This is a genomic window from Kaistella haifensis DSM 19056 (genome assembly GCF_000735695.2).
GTDB lineage: Bacteria > Bacteroidota > Bacteroidia > Flavobacteriales > Weeksellaceae > Kaistella > Kaistella haifensis.
On the sequence record NZ_JASZ02000017.1, the window covers coordinates 1 to 24,253 of the forward strand.

Below are 24,253 nucleotides of genomic sequence, written 5' to 3' on the forward strand. Positions count from 1 at the left end.
TATTAGCAATAATGGTTACTGTAGCCAATGTTCATGACAGTAAAGCTGTTGATTTTCTCATGAGAACTTTGGCATATTTCTTAAGTCCTGTGAAGATTATTCTTGCTGATGGAGGTTACAGAGGAGAAATCATAGAACAGGTGAAAAATAAGTTTGCTTATCTAATCAATGTGGTGATGAGAAATGATGAAAAGAAAACAGATTTTAAGCCCTTTTCTAAAAGATGGATTATTGAACGGACATTTTCCTGGTTTGATAACGACAGGAGATTATGCAGGAATTACGAATTACTAATGGAAAATTCTGAAAATATGGTAAAATTATCCGCCATAAAAAATTTATTGAATAAAATTTAAACAGGCTCTAAAGGAATCCATTGAAATAACATTTTATTTTTTATATGAAACTCAAAATCTTTTGTAATTTTGCCGAATGGAATTAAGTATAGGAGAGATGCTGATGATCGCTTTGGCGATTGTAGTTTTGTTCGGTCCCGATAAATTACCACAAATAGCTCGCGATTTAGGTCAAGGAGTACGCAAAATGCGTGGTGCAATGGAGGATGTGAAGACCGAGATTTTGAAGGAAACTGATAATCCTGTATCTGAAATTAAAAGAGAAATCGACAAAGTAAAGCAGGCCGCGAAAGATTACAATCCACTTGCTGAACTGGAATCCAAAGAAGCTCTAGCACAAAGAGATATTCCCAAAGTAAATCTTGCGGAAAACGATGATCACCAAGGACCTGTAAGCCGATAAAATGCAAGAAATTATTCAGGAAGATAAGGAGCTTTTTTTGTACCTCAATAATTTGGGGAATCAGTCGTTCGATCAGTTCTGGATTATGGTTTCGGCGACTTGGATTTGGGTCCCGCTTTATGTTATTTTTCTTTATTTGCTTTACAAAAAATTCGGAACTAGAAATTTGGTTTTCATTCTCATATTTATAGCTTTAGGAGTCACTGTTTCCGACCAACTTGCCGGAATTTTCAAAACCGGAATTTCAAGACTTAGACCTTGCCATGATCCATCATTAGACGGTTTGCTTCGAGAAGTAAAATGTGGCGGACAATTTGGATTTTATTCCAGCCACGCTTCAAATACATTCTTCATTGCAACATTAATGAGCATTTTGCTGAAAAAAACACATCGATATTTGCCATATTTCCTGTTTTTCTGGGCAACTTTAGTATCATACAGCCGAATTTATTTAGGGGTACATTTCCCGATGGATGTCTTCATGGGCGCTTTGATGGGATTTTTCCTGGGCGGTTTCTTTGCAACACTTTCTTTGAAGGTGATTTACAAAAGACAAAAAGCGAATTCTTAATTTTTTTTACTTAAAATTTAATTTTAAATATTATTCCGTCGCATTATTAAATCGTGTGCTGAATCTTACTTTATTCCTTTTCTGCAAAGCCGTAAAAATATTATCTTTGCTACTATGTCACACAACAACGATAAAAGACTTTTCCTCATCGACGCCTATGCGATGATTTTTCGTGGGTATTATGCCTTAATCCGTAGTCCGCGAATTACCAGCGATGGGAAAGATACTTCAGCTATTTTTGGATTCACCAATTCATTGATTGAGTTAATCCGTCGTGAAAAGCCGACCCATTTGGCGGTGGTTTTTGATGTAGGTGAGGCGAGTGTGAGAACCGCTGATTTTGCCGATTATAAAGCCAACCGAAGCGAAACTCCGGAGGCGATAAAGATTGCGATTCCGTATATCCATCGGATTTTGGAGGCAATGCATGTTCCAATTTTAGGAGTTGAAGGTTACGAAGCTGATGACGTGATCGGAACCATTGCCTGCAAAGCAGAAAAACAAGGTTATACCACTTTTATGGTGACTCCCGATAAAGATTTTGCTCAGCTGGTGACCGATAAAATTAAAATTTATAAACCGGGTTTAAAAGGCGCAGAGTTTGAAATTTTGGGTGTTGAAGAAGTAAAAACAAAATATGAAATCGAGGATCCAAAACAGGTCATCGATTATCTGGCAATGATGGGCGATTCCGTTGATAATATTCCGGGATTGGAAGGTGTTGGAGAAAAAACTGCCAAAAAATTTATTAAAGAATACGGAAGCATCGAAAATTTGCTAGCAAACACTCACGAACTCAAAGGGAAACTAAGAGAAAAAATAGAAGCTAGTGCAGAACGGGGAATTTTATCCAAAAAATTAGCAACCATTATTTGTGACGCTCCGGTGGAATTTGAAGAGGAAAAATATGATCTTGAAATACCGGATTTCGAAAAAGTGAAAGAAGTTTTTGATGAAATAGAATTCAGAAGATTGTATGAAAATCTTTACCGTGCATTCGCTCCTGCAAAAGATGCTGAAAAAGAATTTGATCCTAATAAAATAAGCCGTTTCGACAAGGTAGAAGATCCAAATAAACCAGTTCAACTCGACCTTTTTGCTACTTATGAAGAGTTGGATCAGGCGACAAATACCCAATCCAATATCGCGGAGAGCGATCATTTGTATCAATATATCGACGCTCCGAAAGCACAGAAAATTTTAGTTCAGAATTTGCTTGCCCAAAAAGCAGTTTCTTTTGATACCGAAACCACTTCTTTGAATGAAATGGAAGCTGAACTGATCGGAATGAGTTTTTCATACAAGAAAGGCCTTGCTTACTACATTCCGCTCTCTGAAAATCGTGAAGAAGCACTTGAAACACTTGAAATTTTCCGACCATTTTTCGAGAAACAAGATATTGTGAAAATAGCGCACAATTTAAAATTCGATTACAAAATCCTGAAGCAATACGGAATTGAAGTTGAAGGTGCAATTTTCGATACCATGATCGCTCATTATCTGCTCAATCCTGATGGCAGACACGGAATGGATTATCTCTCCGAAATTTATCTTCATTATCAGCCAATCTCCATTGAAACCCTTATTGGTAAAGGAAAAAAGCAAGGAACTTTGCGCTCGGTTTCCATTGAAGAGCAAACCAATTATGCTGCGGAAGATGCTGATGTAACCTGGCAATTGTACGAACTTTTTGCGCCGCAATTAAAAAAAGAAAACCTTGAAGATCTTTTTTTCAAAGTAGAAATGCCTTTGATGAAAGTGCTTGCCAAAATGGAATTGGAAGGAGTTTCTTTGGATAAACAATGGCTTGAGCAAGAAAGTAAAGATCTGGAAGATGATCTTCGTAAGCTTGAATTAAAAATTTTCGAACTCTCAGGTGAAGAATTTAACATTAATTCGCCAAAGCAAATGGGTGAAATTTTGTTCGAAAAGATGCAGCTCGACCCGAAAGCCAAAAAGACCAAAACCGGTCAGTATGCGACGTCTGAAGATATATTGCAAAAACTTTCAAGTAAGCATGAGATTATTAAATATATCCTCGAATACCGAACCTATCAGAAACTGAAATCAACTTATGTGGATGCTTTGCCTTTGCAAATCGATAAAGATGATCATCGCGTGCATACCAATTTTTCGCAAACTACCGCTGCGACCGGACGTTTAGCTTCTGTAAATCCTAACCTTCAAAATATTCCGATTCGTACTTTGCGCGGTCAGCAAATTCGTGGTGCTTTTGTTGCCGGTGAAGGCAAAAAAATCATCTCTGCCGATTATTCTCAAATTGAATTGCGTTTGATAGCCGAAATTTCCAATGAAGAAAATATGATTTTGGCATTCCAAAATGGTGAAGATATTCATGCTTCTACAGCTTCCAAATTATTTAATATTCCGCTGGAAGAAGTTACGAAAACTCAGCGTTCTCAGGCGAAAACGGTAAATTTTGGAATTCTTTATGGGCAGGGAGCATTTGCTTTGGCAGAACAGACCGGACTTTCCAGAACTGAGGCCAAACAGATGATTGAAGCATATTACGAAACCTATCCTCAGCTAAAGAAATTCATGGCAGACCAGGTTAAGAAGGCGCAGGAATTAGGATATGTGGAGACAATTCTTCACCGTAAACGTCATTTAAAAGATATTAATTCTGCCAATTTTGTGGTGAGAGCTCATGCAGAAAGAAATGCGGTGAATGCCCCAATCCAAGGGAGCGCAGCTGATGTGATTAAATTGGCAATGATTAAAATTGATGAAAAACTAGAAGAACAAAATTTAAAAACCAAAATGTTGCTACAGGTTCACGATGAACTTTTATTTGAAGCACCAGTTGAGGAAGTAGAAATCGCCAAAACTTTAATTAAAACCGAAATGGAATCCGCGTTTGAAACCAAAGTTCCGTTGCTGGTAGAAGTTGGTGTAGGAAATAACTGGCTGGAAGCGCATTAAGTCACAGTTTAAGTCATCAAAAAACCTTCAATTATGAAAACCTTCATTTTCTACGAGAACAATCCTGAGGCAACCATGGAGCAGTTTATGGAAGTTTATCCTAGACATCAGGAGAATGAAGAAAAATTTATAAAAGCCGGAATATTTGCGATGAAAGAATTGCAAGACGTACTCCTTTAGAATGAAATTCCTGATCATCATCCCCACTCACAACGAGGAAAAGAATATTCTTTTCTGTCTCGAGTCTCTGAAAAATCAGACTTTCAGGGATTATAAAATAGTGGTGGTAAATGATGGCTCGACGGACCAAACTCAAGCTATTGTGAATGAATTCGCAGCAGCTCATCCAGATTTTGAAATAAAAAATTTAGAGAAATCGGAACATCAACCCGGCGCAAAAGTCGTACGCACTTTTAACAAAGGCCTGGAAATGGTTGATCTTAAAGATTTTGATATCATCTGTAAATTCGATGCCGATATTATTTTTCCTGTAAATTATCTGAAAAAAATTCACGACGTTTACGAAAAGAACCCAAAAGCCGGCATGGTTTCGGGAATTGTTAAAATCAAAAAAAATGTTTTTGAGAAAAATTTTGCTTTTAATTTTTCTGATGAAAAAGGACAATGGGTTTTCGAAAATATTTCATCGAAAAATCACGTACGCGGCCCAATCAAATCTTACCGGAAAGAATGTTTTCAGGAGATGAACGGTTTGCGGCCTGTTCTCGGCTGGGATAATATCGACGTGATGCTGGCAAAAAAACACGGTTGGGAAGTGATCACCATCAAAGATTTATGGGTGAAACATCTTCGTCCGACTGCTTATAAATACAAAAATCAAAAGGCCGAAAAATTAGGAGAATATTTTTATAATATCGGTTTAAGTTTTCCTGTAATGCTGATTTCTTCTGGAAAATCTTCCTTGAAAAATCAATCTTTTTCTGAGTTTTTCATCACTTTAAAATCTTTTTTAAAACAAAATCACCCAAGTTCTCTTTCGAAAGAAGAAATTCGATACATCCGGAATTTACGGTGGAGTCAGATATTTAAAAAAAATTTTTAACCACATAGTTTCATTATGGTCACAAAAAAATATTTGGATAATTTGACATACGAGATCATTGGAAGTGCTATTGAGGTCCATAAAACGATGGGCAGAGGTCTCTTAGAAAGCGTATATCACGAGTGTTTAAAAGAAGAGTTAAGACATAGGAAAATAAATTTTCTATCAGAGCTAAAACTCCCGGTGATCTATAAGAAGAAATTACTTAATGTTGATTTTCGTTGCGATTTATTCGTCGAAAATAGTATTGTAGTAGAGCTAAAAAGTGTGCACGAATTAATTCCGATCCACGAAGCACAACTTTTGACCTATATGAAACTATTAAAATGTCCGAAGGGCATTCTAATTAATTTTAATTCTTCTAATATTTTTAGAGAAGGTCAAAAGACCTTTGTTAACGAATATTTCAGTGGTTTACAAAACGAATAAACCTATAAATCTATGTGGTTAATTACCAAGTAAAAACAGTCGAATCATGAAAAGTATAATTGCAATTCTTTTATTTTTTTACGGGATGTTATCCGCGCAAAAAAACGCCGATCTTATCATTACGAACGCGAAAATTTATACAGTGAACCAGAATTTCGATGTAGTGGAATCGATGGCGGTTTCCAATGGAAAAATTCTTGCAGTAGGAAAAAGCAAAGATATTCTGAAGAAGTATAAATCTGAAAATATTCAGAATCTTGACGGAAAACCAGTTTTTCCTGGATTTATCGATGCGCATTGCCATTTCACAGGTTATGCAACCGATCAATGGAAATGCGAATTGTGGGGTACAAAATCTTGGGAAGAGATCATTGAAAAACTGACCGTTTATTCCCAAAATGCGCCTATGGAATGGTTGTACGGAAGAAGTTGGGATCAAAATGATTGGCCGGTAAAAGAGTTTCCGAACAAAGCAAAACTCGATGAATTGTTCCCGAATCGTCCGGTATATTTGAAAAGAGTGGACGGACATGCAGCGATTGCTAACCAAAAAGCACTTGATATAGCCGGAATTACAGTGAATTCTAAAATAAATGGTGGCGAGATAGAAGTGAAAAACGGTAAACTCACCGGAATTCTCGTCGATAATGCGATGCTTTTGGTGGAAAAATTTATTCCTGAAATCAGTGATGAAATGGCCATTAGATATTTTCAAGATTTGCAGAAAACCTGTTTTTCTTATGGACTCACATCGCTTCATGATTGTGGAATTTCAACGCATACATTCTCGCTTCTGGAAGAAATGCAGAGGCAGGACAAACTTCAGATGAAAATTTTTGCTTTGCTTTCAGATGAACCCACCACCTACAACGAATGGATTAAAAAAGGAAGATTCACCAAAGGAAATATTACTTTTGGCGGATATAAAGTTTATTCGGACGGAGCTTTGGGAAGCCGGGGCGCGTGTCTGCTCCACGATTATTCTGATAAAAAAGATTGGAAAGGTTTTTTGTTGAGCGATCAACAACATTTTGAAACTTTAGCTAAAAAACTTAAAAACAGCGATCTTCAGATGTGTACCCACGCCATTGGAGATTCCGCTAACCGGACGATTCTTAAAATTTATGGAGATGTTTTAGGCATTAAAAATGACCGAAGATGGCGCATCGAACATGCCCAAATTGTCGATAAAAATGACTTTGACTTGTTCGGTAAATATTCCATTATACCTTCAGTTCAACCTACTCATGCGACTTCGGATATGTATTGGGCGGAAGAAAGATTGGGAAGAGATCGTTTGAAATATTCTTATGCCTACCAAGATTTGCTGAATCAAAATGGCTGGCTTCCTCTGGGAACCGATTTTCCTGTAGAGGAAATCAATCCGATAAAAACATTTTTTGCGGCAGTTGCCAGAAAAGATGCTAAAAATTTTCCGGCGAATGGTTTTCAGAAAGAAAATGCTTTAACCAGAGAACAGGCATTGCGAGGAATGACGATTTGGGCGGCGAAAGCGGCTTTTCAAGAAAAAGAATTGGGGAGTTTGGAAGAGGGGAAATCTGCGGATTTTGTGGTTCTGAATCAGGATTTGATGAGTATTGATGAAAATAAAATCTTAGAAACCAAGGTTTTGGAAACTTATAGTTCAGGCAAAAAAGTGCATTAATTTTGAAAAAAATCGCCTACATCGAACTCGATACGCATGCAGAAATAGCTGCAAATTTTATGGAATTAATGAATGATTCCCGAGAGTTTTCTGTGGATTATTATTTCAGTGAAAAAATCCTCAAAACTTTAGGTTTAAATGAAACTGAAAATATAAAAAAAGCAAATCCAGCACAGCTTTTCCATCAACTGTCAACTAAGAATTATCAACTTATTATTATCGGAACTGTTCACCGATATTTTAATGTATTCAATCAAATTTCCCGAAAATTTAATACTTCTGTCATTATTCATAATCTGAATTTTACAACAATTTCGAGTTTTCAACTTTTTAAGAATATTTTTAAAAATGATATTAAATACCGTTTGAAACTTTTATTGAAAGAAGGTTTGCTTTCAGCGACTGAAGTTTATAAAAAAGCTAGAAATCTTTTGGTTTTGGATGAAAGTTTAGTTCAGAAAAATTCGGATTTTACTTTGAAATTTCTTCCTGTTTTCTTTAATAATGATTATTCCGCAAACAGAAAATCAATCCAAACCATTGTAATTCCGGGAACCGTTTCTCAGGCGCGGCGTGACTATCTTCATCTTTTAGAAAAAATTAAAACTTTTAAAAGGAACACACCTTGTCGGTTTATTTTTCTGGGAAAAGCCGATGGAAAGGAACTTTCTTGGCTTAAGGAATTTGAGAAAACTAAACCAGAAAATATTTCTATTCAATATTTTACGGAGAAAGTTCCCCTACAAATTTTCGATGATTGGATGCAAAAAGCCGATATTCTATGGTGTCCGATTCAAAGTGAGACGGAATTTTTCAGCCAAAAAGAATTTTACGGCAAAACGAAAATGAGCGGAAATATTGGTGATGCCATCAAATATGGGAAACTGGCGATTTTTCCGGAAAATTATCCGAATTCTCATCCATTTATTATTCCTGAAAGCAAGGATTTAGAAGAACAGATTTTCAATGATCAAAAATTAATGAATTATGATTTTGAAGAAAATTTTGCTCGTGAAAAAGTGCGGAAAAATTTAGAACAAAAACTTCTGACGCTTCTCTAAAACTTAAAAATACTTCCTAAGAATTTTCTGTTGACATAATCTTCCAGAGGGAAAATTTTCAAGAAATAATTCCCGATAAAAAACAATATCAAAAGAATGGAAGGTTTGTAAATTAAATTCACAAAACTGCTTTTGAAATCGGGCAGAATAATCGCTACCGTAATTCCCAAAGTTCCGATGATTAGGGCATAAATCATTTCGATCGTCAATGGGAAAACTCCAAATTTGATGTAATTGAAAGTAATTTTGGCAATGTTGAAAAGCGTTAAAGAAATTGAAGTCGCAATCGCTACGCCAAAAAGTTCAAGATTGGTGTTTTTAAGGAAATAAATATTCAGCAAAACCGTTGTCACCGCCAAAAAAAGCATCACTACGATATTAAAACGGTAATATTTCGAGAGTGAAATAATATGTCCGTTAAATCCAGTCGCCAAATCGAAAAGCATTGCAAAACCGAGTACCCAAATTACAGGTTCCGATTGTCGCAAAAGCTCGCCGTTCTTGATGAAATGTGTCAAATACGGAAAACCGACCAACACGCATGAAAGCAAAACCAAACCGAGGAAAAATAAAATGAGAGAAGATTTTTTGTGCAAACGATCGAGTTCTTCGTAATCATTTTCAGCGAGGTGTTTATTGATAATCGGCGCGGAAATGCTGTACAATCCCATTGCTGGAACCGTGATTAGCGAAATGATAGAGTAGAGCGTGTTGTACACTCCGTTTGGTTCGAAGCCGAGGAATTCACCGATCATCACACTGTCGATTCTCACCGCGATGAAATTCCCGATATTTCCCAAAAATCCGTAGAAACTATAGTTCAGCACTTCTTTCCAAAGGTTGTCTTTTTTAATATACTCGGTGGAAAAATCAGGTTTCAGCTTTTCGAGTCGATTGGTGTAATAAATATAACCGAAAAGCCCTAAAATAAACATTCCGATAAAGAAAAGATATGCTGCTTTTTCAGGAAAACCAATAAAAAAGAAAAGACAAAACGCTCCTAAATTGGCAATTTTCGGTAATAAATTTTCAAAAATATTTGGAACGACGATCCTCTTGAAATTTGAAAGATATTTGTTGAAAACTGCACTGAAAGCAAGCACGAGAATCAGCGGTAAAATTAGGCGTTTCATTTGCCACATCTCGGTTTCCTGAAGTTTTGGAAAAAGAAGATTCACGGCGAAATAACCGATAAGAAAAATGATGAAATTCAGCAAAATTCCCAATAAAGAAAGCGATAGGAAATTCTGATGTTTTCCGTCTTGTTGCGTTTGGTTGAAAAATTTAACATTCGAAAAAGATAATCCGAAAACGACTACCGGAAGCAGCATTTCGGCTGTAGGAAGTACATAGCGAAGTTTTCCGTAGAATTCCATATCGTGAGGGAACACGAAAATTGCCGAAAAAGTTCCGAGCAAAAATCCGAGATATCCAATCACGGAATATTTAAAACCCTGTCGCGCAACTACACTCATATTTTTTCGGTTTTATGGGATTTAGGGATGAAAATCATGTTGTTGTTATACGCTTGTTTCGTCCCAACTTTGCCGTCAGTATTTTCGGAAATCATTTTTTCATCGAGTTTTTCTAAATCAAATGTTTTTCGGTCTAGGAAAAATGTTTCATAGCCCCAATTTTCAATTTCGGAAATCAGTTGATGAAGCGGTTGGGAATGGTGCCTTTGTTCCATTTCGACCATCATTGCTGGTTGAAATTTTTCGATCACGGTTTTTGCACCGTGCAAAGTTTGCATTTCATTGCCTTCAACATCAATTTTAATGAAATCAATTTTTTCTAAATTTTCCTGATCAGCCCAATCGTCCAGTTTCATTACTTTTACTTGTTGCAAGATATGTTTGGTTTCATCGATTTCTCGGTAATCCAATTGTAAAGTTCCGCGGGTATTATATTTTTTTCCTTTAATAATGGGGACTTTAAATGTTGCGATTTCATTTTTATCGGAAAGAGCTAAAGGAAAAATATTGGTCTTTGGGAAAATCCGCTTTAACCGGGAAAATAGATTTTTGTTGGGTTCAAATGCGTAAATGTTTTTAGGCGACAATTTATTTTCAAGTTGAAAAACAAAACTTCCGGAATTGGCTCCGATGTCCAAAAAAACAGCATCAGACTTTAAATATTCCTTTATCCATAGTAATTCCGGTTCGATATTTCTCTCCGAAAAATTTTCCCGGGTGATATTTTTTAAATTTTTAAAATATCTTTTCTTGTAAAATTGGGGAGCAACAAATTGTAAATTTTCGGCAATTCTTTGGTATAAAGACATACTTTTTTCCTTTGAGGGAAACAAAGATAGAAAAATATGTTAAATAAATGTTAAAACCTTAACGTAAGATGAAATAGGTTTTCATAAAGCGTAGTAATCCTTATCTTTAACAATCAAATAATTTTTATGAAAAAATTCTTTATCCTCGCAGGTTTTTCTGCGCTTATTTCTTGCGGTTCTGTTAATCATTCTCCAAAACAAAATTTTACTTGGGAAGGTGCGAATATGTATTTTTTGTTGACTGATCGTTTCAAAAATGGTGATGCTTCAAATGACGTAAATTTTGAACGAAAAGAAAAAGCAGCTGTCTTGCGTGGCTTTGAAGGTGGAGATTTAAGAGGGATTATTCAGAAAATTGATGACAACTATTTTACCGATTTGGGAATCAATGCGATTTGGATGACTCCGATTGTGGAGCAAATCCACGGCGCAACCGACGAAGGTACCGGCAAAACTTATGCTTTTCACGGTTATTGGGCGAAAGATTGGACGAATCTCGACCCGAATTTCGGAACAAAAGAAGAACTGAAGGAATTGGTTGAAAAAGCTCATGCAAAAGGAATTCGGGTAGTTTTGGATGCGGTGGTGAATCATACCGGACCGGTTACGGCTATTGATCCTGTTTATCCCAATTCATGGGTTCGCACTTCGCCGCAGTGCCAATATAACAATTATCAAAACACTACTGCATGTACGTTGGTTGCTAATCTTCCGGATGTTTTAACAGAATCTAATCTTCCCGCTGAGCTTCCTGAAATGTTGATAGAAAAATGGAAGAAAGAAGGTAAATATGAGGCGGAAATGAAATCTTTGAATGATTTTTTCGCAAGAACCGGTTATCCGAAAGCGCCGAAATATTACATCATGAAATGGCTTGCTGATTATGTTGAAGAATTTGGAATTGATGGTTATCGTGTTGATACTGTGAAGCATACGAACGAAGATGTGTGGAAAGATTTCCAGAAAATTTGCCAGGAAGCTTTTGATATTTACAAAAGAAAAAATCCATCGAAAGTACTCGATAATAATTTGTTTTTCACGGTGGGAGAGGTCTACGGATACGGTATTTCTCAAAAACAGAATTACGATTTCGGAGATAAAAAAGTGAATTACTATCAAAATGGTTTTAAATCTTTGATTAACTTCGATTTTAAAGGTGACGCCAATAAATCTTATGAGGAGCTGTTTTCCAATTATTCCAAGTTGCTTCATTCAGATTTGAATGGAAAAACCGTGATGAATTATCTTACTTCTCACGACGACGGCACGCCTTTCGATAAAGAAAGAAAAAGAACTTTTGAGGCTGGAACCAAACTTTTGCTCGCGCCGGGAATTTCACAAGTTTATTACGGTGACGAATCTGCGCGCGATTTAACGATTGAAGGCGCAACAGGCGATGCAACGCTTCGCAGCAATATGAATTGGACTGATCTTCAAAATAATACTGAAAGTCAAAAATTATTGCAACATTACCAAAAATTAGGAAAATTCCGTGCAAATCATCCCGCGGTTGGAGCGGGAGTTCATCAAATGATTTCATCAAATCCGTATTGGTTTACAAGGACTTATAATGATGATAAAGTTTTAATAGGTTTAGACTTAAATTCCGGAACCCAAGAAATTTCGGTTGTAGGGATTTTTGAAAATGGAACAAAATTACGAGACGCTTATTCCGGGCAAATGACGAAAGTTGAAAATGGAAAAGCAATTATTAATACTGAGTTTTCAGTAGTTTTGTTTGAAAAAAATTAATATGAAAAAGTTACTATTTTTAGGTTTAATATTATTCGGGTTCAATGCATTTTCGCAAAAAGTTCCAGATGTTTTAAAAACCGAGTTTTCGAAAGAAGCACTGGCTCAGAAAATCGTCACCGCTTCCGGGAAGAAAGTGAGCATTAATGATGTTTTGGAACAACATAAAGGTAAAGTTCTCATCGTTGATTTTTGGGCAAGTTGGTGTCGTGATTGTATTCTTGCGTTGCCTTCTACAAAGGAGTTGAAAGAAAATAATCCTGAAATAGAATTTGTGTATTTTTCACTCGACAGATCCCATGAACAGTGGAAAAAAGGACTAGAAAAGTATAATATTGTCGATCAGGAAAATTACTGGTTTGATGAAGGTTGGAAAAATAATTTCAACAATTATATCGACCTGAATTGGGTTCCGAGATTTATGGTAATCGATCAAAAAGGGACGATTGCTAATTACTATTCCATCAATCCAAAAGATCCGGAACTTCAGAAAACATTAAATTCTTTAAAAAATTAAAGGATTTTTACGTTAAATATTACAAAAACGGCGCACTCAGAAAATCATTGAGTGGTTTCATTGATTGGAAAATCTTGGCCATGTTTTTCGTGGCATTTTCCTGCATCAAAGCGTCATCAGAAATCGGATGAACGACAATTAAGTTTTTTAATTTTAAGAATTCTGCCATAGGATCGTCTTTGTCGAAACCATTGGGAACTCTTTGCAACTTGCCTTCCACGCTCAATCCGCGGAAATTGTTACGGAAATCGTCTTGTTGTAGAATTTCTTGAAATTCTTTGGCGTTCATCGAAATTTCTTTGCGGATTTCTTTTAAAACAGAAGGTTCCGGCTGGTAAACTCCTCCGGCGAGAAAAGATTTTCCGGGTTCGATATGCAAGTAATATCCGGAAATTTTATTGCCTTTTCCCATTCCCAAACCCGCGCCGAAGTTGGTTTTGTAGGGCGATTTATCTTTAGAAAAACGCACATCACGATAAATGCGATAGAGCGATTTCTTGGCATCAATTTTCATGATTTCTTCATCAAAAGCTCCAATTTTTTCAATTAAATTTTCTACCATATTCAAGACATTTTGATGAGCTGCGATATATTGGTCTTTATTTTCTGTAAACCATTCGCGATTATTGTTTTTTGAAAGATTTTTAAGAAAATGGAGTGTTGAAGCTTCTATTTTAGAGGACATATTGCTTAGATTTAAGTCCAAATTTACTGAAAAATTGGAGTTGTACGGTAATTATTGTATTCTTTAAGATAAATTTAATAAAACAATGTAATTTTTATCAATTCAAAAAAACGTATATTTGCAAAATATTTAATATACTTAATGAATTTATTTACAGAAACCAGCCTAAGTCCAGAAATTCTAAAGGCAGTTGGTGAATTAGGGTTTACAAGCCCAACAGAAATCCAAAAACAGACCATTCCTTTTATCTCTACAGATATACGCGACATGATCGCACTAGCGCAGACAGGGACGGGCAAAACAGCAGCATTTTCGCTTCCGATTTTGGATATGATTGACGAGGGTAGTCGCAAAATCCAATTTTTGGTGCTTTGTCCGACAAGAGAGCTGTGTCTTCAGATTACGAAAGACATTAAAAATTATTCCAAATATTTGCCAAACATCAAAACTACAGCGGTTTATGGTGGTAGCAGTATTATGGATCAAATCCGATCGCTTCGTGAAAAACCACAAATTATTGTGGGAACTCCGGGTCGTGTGATTGATTTAATTAACAGAAAAGCATTGGATTTCTCGGAAATTCAGTGGCTGGTTTTAGATGAAGCTGATGAAATGCTTTCAATGGGTTTCAAAGATGATTTGGAAACTATTTTGAAAGAAACTCCGGAAACGAAACAAACTTATTTATTCTCAGCAACGATGAATAAAGAGGTGGAAAGAATTTCCAAGAATTATTTAACTTCTCCTCACCGTATTTCCGTAGGATCGATCAATGAGGTGAAGAAAAACATCAAGCATGAATATTATGTGGTAGGTTACCGTCATAAAAAAGAAGCTTTGAAAAGATTGATTGACGCTAATCCGAATCAATATTCGATTATTTTCTGCCGTACCCGTATGGAGACTCAGGAAGTAGCAGACTTTTTGATGCAAAATGGATACGCTGCAGATGCGCTTCACGGCGATTTGTCTCAGGCGCAGAGAGATACGGTAATGAAAAAATTCCGCCTCAAAAATATTGATATTTTAGTGGCGACTGATGTGGCAGCAAGAGGTTTGGATGTGAATTCATTGACTCATGTTATTCATTATTCTTTGCCGGATGATCCGGAAGTTTTCGTTCACAGAAGTGGTAGAACGGGTAGAGCAGGGAAGGACGGAATATCAATGGCTTTGATTAAACCTGAAGAATCCAGAAAATTAAAGCAGATAAAATCTTCTACAAAAATTGATATCGTTGAGAAAAAAATTCCAACCGGAGAAGCGATTATCAAAGCTCAGGTAGGTGGTGTTTTCGAGAAATTATTCACGGAACATGAGGAGTTTTTTACTTTTGATGATGCTTTAATCCCAGATTTATCGGAATTTTCTAAAGAAGAATTGGTTCACAAATTATTGCAATTGCAATTGAGAGACTTAGCCATGTTCTACAAAGACAAGAACGATTTGGCAGATCAAAAATTCAATAGTGACGACCGCGGCGAAAGAGGTGGAAGAGATCGTGACAGAGGAAGAGACAGAGATCGTGGAAGAGACAGAGGCGATCGAAGAGATAACTACCGAGATGGTGGAAGAGACCGCGACAGAAAGCCAAGAAAAAACAATGGCGATATGGTGAGATTTTTCTTTAATCTTGGTAAAAAAGACCAATTGAAAAAGATGGATATGTTGGAAATTATCAACAAATCCACCGCGAAATCTAAGAAAAGACCAGATATCGGAGACATCGAAATTCTTGAAAAGTTCTCATTTTTTGAAGTAGAAAAATCTTTTAAGGATGAAGTTTTGAAAGGTTTGCAAACCCAGAAATTCAAAGGGAAAGAAATGAGAGCCGAAGTGGCGAACTAATTTAAGCTGAAATTGATAAACTAAGCAGTTCTGTACGAAAACAGAGCTGCTTTTTTTGTAATTTGTGGAAAGAAAATCATTAATGTTAATAAAACTTAATATTAAAATCGTGCAGTTAAAACGCTTTTTCGGAAATTTGCACCACTAATTTTAAATGATAAACAATGGGAATCGGAAATATCTTTAAAGCATTCCAACCAAAAGACAAAGTGTTTTTTGTACTCTTCGAAAAAGTAGCTGCAACGCTTACCCAAATGTCCAAAGAGTTTCATGAAGGATTGATGGATTTTGACATCAATGATGATACGATGCTAAAAAATATGAGCGATTACGAGCATAAATTGGACGATCTCACTCATGAGATTTTTGTTCAGTTAGGAGAAAATTTTATCACTCCTTTTGATCGTGAAGACATCAACTATTTAGCAAGCGGGTTGGACGATATCGCGGATTATATGTATGCTTCTGCAAAATATATTTATTTATACAAAACCCCTCTAGATCCTGCATACACAGAGTTTTCATTGTTGATTTATAAGTCTTGCGTGGAAATTCAAACAGCGATGAATAACCTTAAAGATTTTAAGAATCCGAAAGGTGTTAAAGAATCTTGTATCAAAATCAATTCTTACGAAAATATTGCTGATGATGTTTTAAGCCAGGCAATCGTAAAGCTTTTTGAAACGAACGATGCGATTAACGTGATCAAAATAAAATCCGTTCTGGAATATCTTGAAATCGTAACCGATAAGGCTGAAGATGTAGCAAACACCATGGACAGTATCGTGATTAAATATGCGTAACCAGATCCTTTAACATTAAAAATAAAGAATGGATTTACCAATATTATTAATTGTAATCATCGTTTTAGCATTAATTTTTGATTATATCAACGGATTCCATGATGCAGCCAATTCCATTGCGACCATTGTTTCCACTAAAGTTTTAACGCCTTTTCAAGCAGTATTATGGGCAGCAGTGTGGAATTTTGCGGCTTTCTTTGTGGCGATGTACATCATCGGCGAATTTAAGATCGGAAACACTATTGCCAAATCTGTTAATGAAAATTTTATAAACCTTGATGTCATTTTAGCCGGATTAATTGCTGCTATCGCATGGAATCTACTAACCTGGTGGTTCGGGATTCCTTCCTCTTCTTCCCATACATTAATTGGTGGATTTTTGGGTGCAGCATTGATGTATGCTTTAGTTTCAGATTATAATGCAGTAGCTTTGGCTCAGCCGGATCTTTCTTTTTTTGATACCGCATCGCTTGCCTTTAAGCAGTTATTTAGCCAAAATGTGGTGAAATATGATAAAGTTATTCCAATTATCCTTTTCATCTTCCTCGCTCCAATTATTGGATCTATTATTTCTATTATCATCACTTTGATTATTGTAAATATTGCCAAAAAAACAAATCCCCGAAAAGCGGATAATATTTTCAAAAAATTGCAGTTGGTTTCCTCCGCATTGTTCAGTTTGGGACACGGAACCAATGATGCGCAAAAAGTAATGGGAATTATCGGTGCAGCCGTGATTTATTATCATGTTCAAATGCTGCAGGATCCTGTTTACCTAGCCATGGATGGATCGCATCAGTTTACTTATTTCGTAGAGCATTACTATTGGGTGCCCATCACCTCGTTCCTTATGATTGCCCTCGGAACCATGAGTGGCGGCTGGAAAATTGTGAAAACAATGGGAACTAGAATCACCAAAGTTACTCCACTTGAAGGTGTTGCAGCGGAAACAGCGGGTGCTGTCACTCTTTTCTTAACCGAACATTTCGGGATTCCGGTTTCTACCACACATACCATCACCGGTGCGATTATCGGGGTAGGATTAACGAAACGGATCTCAGCAGTGCGTTGGGGAATTACCGTAAGCTTGCTTTGGGCATGGATATTAACTATTCCAATCTCCGCGATTGTTGCGGGTATTACTTACTTACTCATTGTTGCTGTCCGATAAAGTTTTTTAAACCTTAAAATATTTAAAGCCACTTTTTTTAAGAAGTGGGTTTTTTTTATCAACTATGTAGAAACAAAAAGTTTTTAAAATTGTAAATTTGTAAAAACATCATTTTTATGCAATTTTTAGATAAATATCAGGAAATCGTAGCCAAGGCTGTGGAAAAATATGTCTTTAAAGACAAACCTACAGAACTCTATGAACCTATGAATTATATAATTTCGCACGGTGGTAAAAGACTTCGCCCGATTATGGTTCTTATGGCCAATGATCTGTTTGGTGGAGATCTTCAAAAAGCTATAAAACCGGCTTTAGCGATTGAGTTTTTCCACAACTTCACGCTGATTCATGATGATATTATGGATGAGGCGCCACTTCGAAGAAACCAACCAACCATTCATACCTTGCACGGTATTAATACAGGAATCCTTTCCGGTGATGCGCTTTTATTAAAAGCTTATAAGTTTTTTGAAGATCTGGAACCGGAACTGTTCAAAGCTTGTATCCGTGTTTTTACTCATACCGGACTGTTGCTGTGCGAAGGACAACAATATGATATTAATTTTGAGACTTTACCAAACGTAACTTTCAACGATTATATCCGAATGATTACCTATAAAACAGGAGTTTTAAGTGCATCTTCTTTTGAAATTGGAGCGTTAATTGCCGGCGCAGATTTCAAAGATGCAAAAGCGATTTTTAATTTTGGTAAAAACGTAGGAATTGCTTTTCAAATTATGGATGATTATTTAGATGTATTCGGAAATCAGGAGCAATTTGGTAAAAAACATGCAGGCGATATTTACGAAAACAAAAAAACCGTTCTTTATCTTCTCGCAAAAGAAAATGCAACCGAGGAAGAACGAAAAGAATTGGAATATTGGTACTCCAAAAAAACCGATAATGTAGATAAAATCTACAGCGTAGAAAAGATTTTCCGCCGTACCAAAGTTGATGAAAAAACACTGCTTCTCATCCAAAAATACAACGAAATTGCTCAGGATTATTTGAATAAAATTGACGTTCCGGATGAGAAAAAGAAGCCGTTTATCGAGTTGGCCAATTATCTTTTAAGAAGAGAATCGTAAATTCTCAAACTTTCAAATTGAAAAAATGAAATTCCGCACTGAAGTAGAAATTCCTGCTTTCCCCAAAAAAATAGAAACCCAAGACAGAATTTTTTCCATAGGATCTTGTTTCGCCACCGAAATGTCCGATCTGCTGGAAACTGCTCAAATGCAAGTTCTCAACAATCCTTTTGGAACCGTTTTTAATCCGTTTTCCATTAATCAAGCATTGAAAAAACTTCACGATGCTGAATTTTATACCGAAGAGGATTTGATCAAATACAATGATGAACTGATTTCTCTGGATCATCACAGCAGCTTCAATTCCAGGTTTGTGCATCAGATTTTAGAGAAAATCAATCACCATATCGAATTGGGAAACCGTTTTCTACAGGAAACCAATTGGGTCATTATAACTTACGGAACTTCATTTATTTATGAATTTTTGCCAAAGAAAAAATTGGTTGCAAATTGCCATAAAATTCCGGGAAAATTCTTTCAAAAACGGATGTTAACCCATCTGGAAATCACCGATTCTATTTATGAAACTGTGACTACTTTGAAGGATATTTGCAAAGACGATGTACAGATTTTATTCACCGTTTCACCGGTTCGTCATACCAAAGACGGAATGGTGGAAAACAATTGGAGCAAATCCAAACTCATCACCGCCATTCACGAGATTTTGCCACAGTTTGAAAATTGCCATTATCTGCCGATTTATGAAATTTTAATGGACGATTTGCGCGATTACCGATTCTATAAAGAGGATTTGATTCATCCTAACAAACAAGCGGTGCAATACATTTGGGAGAAATTCGGTAACGCCTATTTTTCCGAAACAACAAAAGAATTTGTAGAAGAAAATTTCAAAATTGCGAAAGCATTAGCGCACAAAACTTCCGATGAAAAAAGCCCGAAACATCAGGAGTTTTTAGAAAATATTAAGGAAAAAATCGCCATTCAGCAAGCTAAAGTAAAACATAAAATATTTTAAATTATTTGGGCAGCTTTTTCCGCCTTCCACTCCCGCTTTTTTGTTCCGCTTCGCTGCACAAAAAGAGCTCCGTTCAAGTCGGGCTGCGAATATGAAATATAAACAAAATGATCGATACCCACACCCATTTATACTCCGAAGAATTTGATCAAGACCGAAAAGAAACCATCGGAAGAGCTTTGAATAAAGGAGTTTCTAAGTTTTTTCTTCCGGCAATCGATTCTGAAACTCATGAAAAAATGTTGGCTTTGGAAAGCGAATTTCCTAACCAAATTTACTCCATGATGGGACTTCATCCGTGTTATGTAAAACCTGAATCTTGGGAATACGAATTGAAAGTTATTGAAAATTACCTCGATCAAAGGCATTTTCCAGCGATTGGAGAAATAGGAATCGATTTATATTGGGACAAAACTACTTTAGATATCCAAATTAAGGCTTTCGAGCAACAAATTGATTGGGCAATCGAAAGAGATTTGCCAATTGTAATTCACACAAGAGAAAGTTTCAACGAGACTTTTGAAGTTTTAGAAAGAAAAAAACATCCGAAATTACGAGGGATTTTCCACTGTTTCTCGGGAAATCTGGAGCAAGCGAAACACGCCATCGATTTGAATTTTATTCTAGGAATTGGTGGAGTAGTCACCTTCAAAAACGGGAAAATTGATCAGTTTTTAAATGAAATTCCTCTGGAAAAAATTGTGTTAGAAACAGATTCACCGTATCTTGCGCCAGTTCCACATCGGGGGAAAAGAAACGAAAGTGCGTATCTCGATTTGGTTGTAGGAAAATTGGTCGATATTTACGGAAAAGACTTCTCTGAAATCGACAGAATTACCACAGAAAATGCACTGCAAATCTTTAAAATTTAAACATAAAAATGCCGCGAATTAAAGAAGGTTTTTTCCTTTAATTCGCAGCTTATTTTAGTTTTTCACTTTATTTATTTCGCGAAAAATTACTTTTGTTTTTCGGTTTTTTGTAACCGATATTTTCTTTGCTTTGTGGTTTTGGTCGCGGAGAAAATGGTTTGTTGTTCGAATCTCTTTTCTGCGGAACCAGATTGTCGGTATGAAACGGATGATCGGTTTCTACAGGGATTTTCTTGCCAATAAGTTTCTCTGTATTTTTTAGATTTACCAAATCTAATCCATCCACAAACGAGATCGATTTTCCTTCTGCGCCGGCTCTTCCGGTTCTTCCGATTCGGTGAACATAGGTTTCGGATACATCAGAAAGCTCGAAATTTACGACATATTTCAGTTCATCAATATCAATTCCTCTTGCTGCGATATCGGTAGCAACCAAAATTCTCGTTTTTCCAGATTTGAAATTGGTGAGTGCGTTTTGTCTTTGGTTTTGCGATTTATTTCCGTGGATGGCTTCTGCAGAAATCTTGTGAGATTGCAATTTCCTAGCGATTTTATCAGCGCCGTGTTTGGTTCTTGAAAATACCAAAACCGAATCGGAAATATCTTGCTGAAGAATATGGGTAAGCAAATCCAGTTTGTTGTCTTTTTCAACAAAATAAACTTTCTGCTGAATAGTATCTGCAGTTGCGGAAACCGGTGCTACTGATACTTTCACAGGATTACTAAGCATGGAATTTGCCAATGTTTTAATCTCATCCGGGAAAGTTGCCGAAAAAAACAAAGTCTGTCTTTTTTGGGGTAAAAGTTTCACAATTCTTTTCACATCGTGTACAAAACCCATGTCGAGCATTCGGTCGGCTTCGTCTAAAACGAAGATTTCAAGATTTTTCAAAGAGATGATTCCTTGAGCAATAAAATCTAAAAGTCTTCCCGGTGTTGCTACCAAAATATCCACTCCTTTTTTAAGAGCGGCTTCCTGTGCGCCTTGTTTTACGCCACCGAAAACGACAAGATTTCTCATCTTCAAATGTCTTCCGTAAGCGTTGAAACTTTCTTCGATTTGAATGGCCAACTCTCTGGTTGGAGTCAGAATCAAAGCTTTGATTTGGTTATTTCGGATGTTTTTCTGAGTTAAATTCTGCAGAATCGGAATCGCAAAAGCTGCTGTTTTTCCGGTTCCTGTTTGTGCGGTTCCGAGGAGGTCTTTGCCTTCTAGAATACTTGGAATGGCTTGTTCCTGAATTGGGGTTGGTTGGGTGTAACCTTCTTCCTGTAACGCTTTAGCGATAGGATCGATGAGTTTTAAGTCGGTAAATTTCAAATGAAAAATTTTTAATTATAATAAAATGAACTGCGTCATTCTTTAAGTAATGTAACGAAGAAATGAAGTTGAAAATTTCGAAAAATTTCGGATTTCGCAGGTGGCGAATTTCATTAAGAATGACATCGTTCATAAAAAATCCTTCCGCGAAGAAGGAATTTTGTGTTGCAAAGATAGTGTAAATTAATTTAGCACTAGCTTACTGTTTTTTTGTGACGATTAATTTACTTTAGTCCAATCCTGTGATTTTCTTAAATCTTCAATGAGTTGATATACTTCATCTAGTTTTTCGGTTCCGCCTTTTCCATAATCTTCTATGTGTTTTTGTGTTCCATCAGCGAAGGTGATTTTCAAATGAGAAGTTGGTAAATCGGTAACGTTTTTGTTTCCGTAATAATCCTTTAAATTTTTTAAATCCAAAGAATCTAATTTTGACAAAAGTAATTGGTAATCAGTTTCTTTAATGGTTGTTCTGAAAGTTCCTTCTTTTTCCCCAGACATATCATCTTTAGTTCTGCCTTCGGTAAAGGTAAATCGCTCTGCTTCTATCACCGCAGTTCTGTCGGGATTGATGGTAATTTTAAAAATCGGGCAAAAACCAAAACAAGCTCCTGCTTCGTATTCGATTTTAGAATATTGAGATTTGGTGGTAGTTGCACAAGACATCAGCAATGTAATTGATAATAAGATGAGTAAATATTTCATAAATTTGATTTGTTACGTAAAAGTCAATTTTTATACCAAAAAAAAATAGACTTGAAATCTTTCAAATCTATTTTTATCTTTTAATATAACTAACCATGAAGCTTTTTCCAGATTTCATCCTTCAGTTCCATCAATCCTTCCTGTGTAACCGCAGAGAAGAAAATTGGCTGCTTATTTTCTGGGAATTTCTTGGAGATTTCAGCTTTCAGTTCTTCATCCAACATATCAGCTTTTGAAATGGAAATGATGAAATCTTTATCTAAAAGTTCAGGATTAAATTCTTTTAATTCGTTTTCCAAAATTTTAAATTCCTGGAAATAATCTTCCGCATCAGCCGGAATCAGGAACAAAAGAATTGAGTTTCTTTCAATATGTCTTAAAAATCGATGTCCGAGACCTTTTCCTTCCGCAGCGCCTTCGATAATCCCGGGAATATCCGCCATTACGAAAGATTTGTAGTTTCGGTAATCTACAATTCCTAAATTGGGAGTAAGCGTCGTAAATGCGTAATCAGCAATTTTCGGTTTAGCTGCGGAAACTGCCGCCAAAAGCGTAGATTTTCCTGCATTCGGGAAGCCAACAAGTCCTACATCCGCCAGAAGTTTCAATTCGAAAGTAACATAACCTTCTTCTCCAGGCATTCCAGGTTGCGCGTACCGTGGAGTTTGGTTGGTAGAAGATTTGAAATGTTCGTTACCTAAACCGCCCATTCCACCTTTCATGATGATGATTTCCTGGCCGTCTTCTAAGATTTCGCCTAAGATTTCACCTTCCTCATTTCTAGCAATAGTGCCCATAGGAACTTCTATGTAAACATCTTGCCCATAAGCGCCGGTAAGCTGGTTTTTCCCTCCGTTGTGTCCTCGTTCTGCTTTGATGTGGCGGGTAAAACGAAGAGGAAGAAGCGTCCATTCATGAGCGTTTCCTTTCATAATTACGTGACCGCCGCGTCCACCGTCGCCACCGTCGGGACCGCCTTTCGGAATATATTTTTCACGGCGAAGATGCGCTGATCCGGCACCGCCATGACCACTTTTACAGTGGATTTTTACGTAATCTACGAAATTTGACATTTTTAATTCTTATATGTTCTGAAAGATGATTGAGTAAAGATTTTTCTTAAAAAAACCTTTCCCTGCTTTCATCTATTTTATTTTTTCTACCTCCGCGAAGAGTTTTTCGGAAATTTCATCGACGGCTCCGACTCCATTTACTTCCACATATTTGCCTTGTTTTTTGTATAATTCGGCAACTTCTGCGGTTTTCGCGTAATATTCTTTAATTCTTGCTCGGATGATATCTTCGTTGGAATCATCGGTCCTTCCGCTGGTTTCGCCTCTTTTCAGTAATCGTTCTACCAAAATTTCATCATCTACAACTAGGGAAAGGCAGATCGAAATATCATCATTCAAAATTTCTTTTACGATAGTTTCTAAAGCTTCGGCTTGGTTGGCTGTTCTTGGATATCCGTCGAAAATAAATCCGTTGGTTTCGGTTGGTTTTTTCACTTCATCTTTCAGCATTTCTGTGGTTACCTGATCGGGAACGAGTTCGCCTTTGTCGATGTATGATTTTGCCAATTGGCCAAGTTCAGTACCGTTTTTAACGTTGTAACGGAACAAATCGCCGGTAGAAATTTGCTTAAGGTTGAATTTTTTAATCAGGTTTTGCGCCTGTGTACCTTTTCCGCTTCCTGGAGGACCGAAGAGAACGATGTTTATCATTTTATTAGATTTGTA

24 protein-coding genes are annotated in these 24,253 nt (G+C 36.5%); 17 read left to right on the forward strand and 7 right to left on the reverse strand.

Features of this window, described 5'->3' with window-relative positions; all coding sequences use genetic code 11:
- From AP75_RS08470 to AP75_RS08505, 9 genes are all read left to right on the forward strand, one after another.
- Positions 1-356, forward strand: a 356-nt coding sequence (locus AP75_RS08470; RefSeq protein ID WP_143755845.1) for a transposase, incomplete at its 5' end; no start/stop codon positions are given.
- 76 nt (positions 357-432) lie between these two features.
- A complete protein-coding gene (locus tag AP75_RS08475; protein WP_031502073.1) occupies positions 433-759 on the forward strand; it encodes a Sec-independent protein translocase subunit TatA/TatB in 327 nt (108 codons plus the stop codon).
- A gap of 1 nt (position 760) precedes the next feature.
- Positions 761-1,330 (forward strand): phosphatase PAP2 family protein, encoded by a 570-nt coding sequence (locus AP75_RS08480; RefSeq protein WP_088264280.1) that lies wholly within the window; start codon positions 761-763, stop codon positions 1,328-1,330.
- 114 nt (positions 1,331-1,444) lie between these two features.
- Positions 1,445-4,273, forward strand: a complete 2,829-nt coding sequence (gene polA, locus AP75_RS08485; RefSeq protein WP_088264282.1) for a DNA polymerase I — start codon at positions 1,445-1,447, stop codon at positions 4,271-4,273.
- 33 nt (positions 4,274-4,306) lie between these two features.
- Positions 4,307-4,453, forward strand: coding sequence for a hypothetical protein (locus tag AP75_RS14285; protein WP_158212073.1), 147 nt, complete (start codon positions 4,307-4,309; stop codon positions 4,451-4,453).
- Between the two features lies 1 nt (position 4,454).
- Positions 4,455-5,336 carry a glycosyltransferase family 2 protein gene (locus tag AP75_RS08490; protein WP_088264284.1) on the forward strand — a complete coding sequence of 294 codons (882 nt, stop codon included), beginning with the start codon at positions 4,455-4,457 and terminating at the stop codon, positions 5,334-5,336.
- Between the two features lie 15 nt (positions 5,337-5,351).
- Positions 5,352-5,765 carry a GxxExxY protein gene (locus AP75_RS08495; RefSeq protein WP_031501498.1) on the forward strand — a complete coding sequence of 138 codons (414 nt, stop codon included), beginning with the start codon at positions 5,352-5,354 and terminating at the stop codon, positions 5,763-5,765.
- Positions 5,766-5,850: 85 nt separating this feature from the next.
- A complete protein-coding gene (locus AP75_RS08500) occupies positions 5,851-7,431 on the forward strand; it encodes an amidohydrolase (protein WP_242589794.1) in 1,581 nt (526 codons plus the stop codon).
- A gap of 2 nt (positions 7,432-7,433) precedes the next feature.
- A complete protein-coding gene (locus AP75_RS08505) occupies positions 7,434-8,492 on the forward strand; it encodes a hypothetical protein (protein ID WP_031501497.1) in 1,059 nt (352 codons plus the stop codon).
- Here the strand turns inward: AP75_RS08505 and AP75_RS08510 are convergent.
- Both AP75_RS08510 and AP75_RS08515 read right to left on the reverse strand, forming a co-directional pair.
- Entirely contained in the window at positions 8,489-9,967 is a 1,479-nt protein-coding gene (locus AP75_RS08510) for a lipopolysaccharide biosynthesis protein (protein ID WP_031501495.1), read from the reverse strand. The two genes, AP75_RS08505 and AP75_RS08510, sit on opposite strands and share 4 nt — an antisense overlap.
- Entirely contained in the window at positions 9,964-10,776 is an 813-nt protein-coding gene (locus AP75_RS08515) for an FkbM family methyltransferase (protein ID WP_088264288.1), read from the reverse strand. The genes AP75_RS08510 and AP75_RS08515 overlap by 4 nt, the downstream gene beginning before the upstream one ends.
- 126 nt (positions 10,777-10,902) lie before the next feature.
- On the opposite strand from AP75_RS08515, the gene AP75_RS08520 reads away from it, so the two are divergent.
- Together AP75_RS08520 and AP75_RS08525 are read left to right on the forward strand one after the other, a co-directional pair.
- On the forward strand, positions 10,903-12,528 hold the full coding sequence (locus tag AP75_RS08520; protein WP_088264290.1) for an alpha-amylase family glycosyl hydrolase: 1,626 nt from the start codon (positions 10,903-10,905) through the stop codon (positions 12,526-12,528).
- A gap of 1 nt (position 12,529) precedes the next feature.
- Positions 12,530-13,045: a TlpA family protein disulfide reductase gene (locus tag AP75_RS08525; RefSeq protein WP_031501494.1), complete on the forward strand. Its 516-nt coding sequence runs from the start codon at positions 12,530-12,532 to the stop codon at positions 13,043-13,045.
- Positions 13,046-13,064: 19 nt separating this feature from the next.
- On the opposite strand, the gene AP75_RS08530 is transcribed toward AP75_RS08525, so the two are convergent.
- Entirely contained in the window at positions 13,065-13,730 is a 666-nt protein-coding gene (locus tag AP75_RS08530) for a DUF2461 domain-containing protein (protein ID WP_031501493.1), read from the reverse strand.
- Positions 13,731-13,871: 141 nt separating this feature from the next.
- Here AP75_RS08530 and AP75_RS08535 point away from each other — a divergent pair, with 141 nt between their 5' ends.
- The 6 genes from AP75_RS08535 to AP75_RS08560 all read left to right on the forward strand — a co-directional run bounded on the left by AP75_RS08535 (position 13,872) and on the right by AP75_RS08560 (position 20,488).
- Positions 13,872-15,578, forward strand: coding sequence for a DEAD/DEAH box helicase (locus tag AP75_RS08535; protein WP_088264292.1), 1,707 nt, complete (start codon positions 13,872-13,874; stop codon positions 15,576-15,578).
- A 164-nt stretch (positions 15,579-15,742) separates the two neighbouring features.
- Positions 15,743-16,381, forward strand: a complete 639-nt coding sequence (locus AP75_RS08540; protein ID WP_088264294.1) for a DUF47 domain-containing protein — start codon at positions 15,743-15,745, stop codon at positions 16,379-16,381.
- 28 nt (positions 16,382-16,409) lie between these two features.
- Complete coding sequence (locus AP75_RS08545; RefSeq protein WP_088264296.1) at positions 16,410-17,552, forward strand: inorganic phosphate transporter; 1,143 nt, start codon at positions 16,410-16,412, stop codon at positions 17,550-17,552.
- Positions 17,553-17,668: 116 nt separating this feature from the next.
- Positions 17,669-18,640 (forward strand): polyprenyl synthetase family protein, encoded by a 972-nt coding sequence (locus tag AP75_RS08550; protein WP_031502931.1) that lies wholly within the window; start codon positions 17,669-17,671, stop codon positions 18,638-18,640.
- 25 nt (positions 18,641-18,665) lie between these two features.
- Positions 18,666-19,616, forward strand: coding sequence for a GSCFA domain-containing protein (locus tag AP75_RS08555; RefSeq protein ID WP_031502930.1), 951 nt, complete (start codon positions 18,666-18,668; stop codon positions 19,614-19,616).
- 107 nt (positions 19,617-19,723) lie between these two features.
- Positions 19,724-20,488: a TatD family hydrolase gene (locus AP75_RS08560; RefSeq protein ID WP_088264298.1), complete on the forward strand. Its 765-nt coding sequence runs from the start codon at positions 19,724-19,726 to the stop codon at positions 20,486-20,488.
- Positions 20,489-20,555: 67 nt separating this feature from the next.
- On the opposite strand, the gene AP75_RS08565 is transcribed toward AP75_RS08560, so the two are convergent.
- The 4 genes from AP75_RS08565 to AP75_RS08580 form a co-directional block, all read right to left on the reverse strand.
- On the reverse strand, positions 20,556-21,809 hold the full coding sequence (locus AP75_RS08565) for a DEAD/DEAH box helicase (protein ID WP_088264300.1): 1,254 nt from the start codon (positions 21,807-21,809) through the stop codon (positions 20,556-20,558).
- A 219-nt stretch (positions 21,810-22,028) separates the two neighbouring features.
- On the reverse strand, positions 22,029-22,514 hold the full coding sequence (locus tag AP75_RS08570; RefSeq protein WP_031503466.1) for a DUF6438 domain-containing protein: 486 nt from the start codon (positions 22,512-22,514) through the stop codon (positions 22,029-22,031).
- An 89-nt stretch (positions 22,515-22,603) separates the two neighbouring features.
- Positions 22,604-23,587 carry a GTPase ObgE gene (obgE, locus tag AP75_RS08575; RefSeq protein ID WP_031503468.1) on the reverse strand — a complete coding sequence of 328 codons (984 nt, stop codon included), beginning with the start codon at positions 23,585-23,587 and terminating at the stop codon, positions 22,604-22,606.
- A 72-nt stretch (positions 23,588-23,659) separates the two neighbouring features.
- A complete protein-coding gene (locus AP75_RS08580) occupies positions 23,660-24,238 on the reverse strand; it encodes an adenylate kinase (RefSeq protein ID WP_031503469.1) in 579 nt (192 codons plus the stop codon).
- Positions 24,239-24,253: the final 15 nt, after the last annotated feature.

What these genes read in the sequence shown, in the direction of transcription:
- AP75_RS14285 (WP_158212073.1), top strand. Translation starts at nt 4,307, where the DNA reads ATGAAAACCTTCATTTTCTACGAGAACAATCCTGAGGCAACCATGGAG.
- AP75_RS08545 (WP_088264296.1), top strand. Translation starts at nt 16,410, where the DNA reads ATGGATTTACCAATATTATTAATTGTAATCATCGTTTTAGCATTAATT.
- AP75_RS08560 (WP_088264298.1), top strand. Translation starts at nt 19,724, where the DNA reads ATGATCGATACCCACACCCATTTATACTCCGAAGAATTTGATCAAGAC.
- AP75_RS08495 (WP_031501498.1), top strand. Translation starts at nt 5,352, where the DNA reads ATGGTCACAAAAAAATATTTGGATAATTTGACATACGAGATCATTGGA.
- AP75_RS08580 (WP_031503469.1), bottom strand. Translation starts at nt 24,238, where the DNA reads ATGATAAACATCGTTCTCTTCGGTCCTCCAGGAAGCGGAAAAGGTACA.
- AP75_RS08490 (WP_088264284.1), top strand. Translation starts at nt 4,455, where the DNA reads ATGAAATTCCTGATCATCATCCCCACTCACAACGAGGAAAAGAATATT.
- AP75_RS08570 (WP_031503466.1), bottom strand. Translation starts at nt 22,514, where the DNA reads ATGAAATATTTACTCATCTTATTATCAATTACATTGCTGATGTCTTGT.
- AP75_RS08550 (WP_031502931.1), top strand. Translation starts at nt 17,669, where the DNA reads ATGCAATTTTTAGATAAATATCAGGAAATCGTAGCCAAGGCTGTGGAA.
- AP75_RS08525 (WP_031501494.1), top strand. Translation starts at nt 12,530, where the DNA reads ATGAAAAAGTTACTATTTTTAGGTTTAATATTATTCGGGTTCAATGCA.
- AP75_RS08515 (WP_088264288.1), bottom strand. Translation starts at nt 10,776, where the DNA reads ATGTCTTTATACCAAAGAATTGCCGAAAATTTACAATTTGTTGCTCCC.
- AP75_RS08480 (WP_088264280.1), top strand. Translation starts at nt 761, where the DNA reads ATGCAAGAAATTATTCAGGAAGATAAGGAGCTTTTTTTGTACCTCAAT.
- AP75_RS08520 (WP_088264290.1), top strand. Translation starts at nt 10,903, where the DNA reads ATGAAAAAATTCTTTATCCTCGCAGGTTTTTCTGCGCTTATTTCTTGC.
- polA (WP_088264282.1), top strand. Translation starts at nt 1,445, where the DNA reads ATGTCACACAACAACGATAAAAGACTTTTCCTCATCGACGCCTATGCG.
- AP75_RS08540 (WP_088264294.1), top strand. Translation starts at nt 15,743, where the DNA reads ATGGGAATCGGAAATATCTTTAAAGCATTCCAACCAAAAGACAAAGTG.
- AP75_RS08535 (WP_088264292.1), top strand. Translation starts at nt 13,872, where the DNA reads ATGAATTTATTTACAGAAACCAGCCTAAGTCCAGAAATTCTAAAGGCA.
- AP75_RS08475 (WP_031502073.1), top strand. Translation starts at nt 433, where the DNA reads ATGGAATTAAGTATAGGAGAGATGCTGATGATCGCTTTGGCGATTGTA.
- AP75_RS08500 (WP_242589794.1), top strand. Translation starts at nt 5,851, where the DNA reads ATGTTATCCGCGCAAAAAAACGCCGATCTTATCATTACGAACGCGAAA.
- AP75_RS08555 (WP_031502930.1), top strand. Translation starts at nt 18,666, where the DNA reads ATGAAATTCCGCACTGAAGTAGAAATTCCTGCTTTCCCCAAAAAAATA.
- AP75_RS08510 (WP_031501495.1), bottom strand. Translation starts at nt 9,967, where the DNA reads ATGAGTGTAGTTGCGCGACAGGGTTTTAAATATTCCGTGATTGGATAT.
- AP75_RS08530 (WP_031501493.1), bottom strand. Translation starts at nt 13,730, where the DNA reads ATGTCCTCTAAAATAGAAGCTTCAACACTCCATTTTCTTAAAAATCTT.
- obgE (WP_031503468.1), bottom strand. Translation starts at nt 23,587, where the DNA reads ATGTCAAATTTCGTAGATTACGTAAAAATCCACTGTAAAAGTGGTCAT.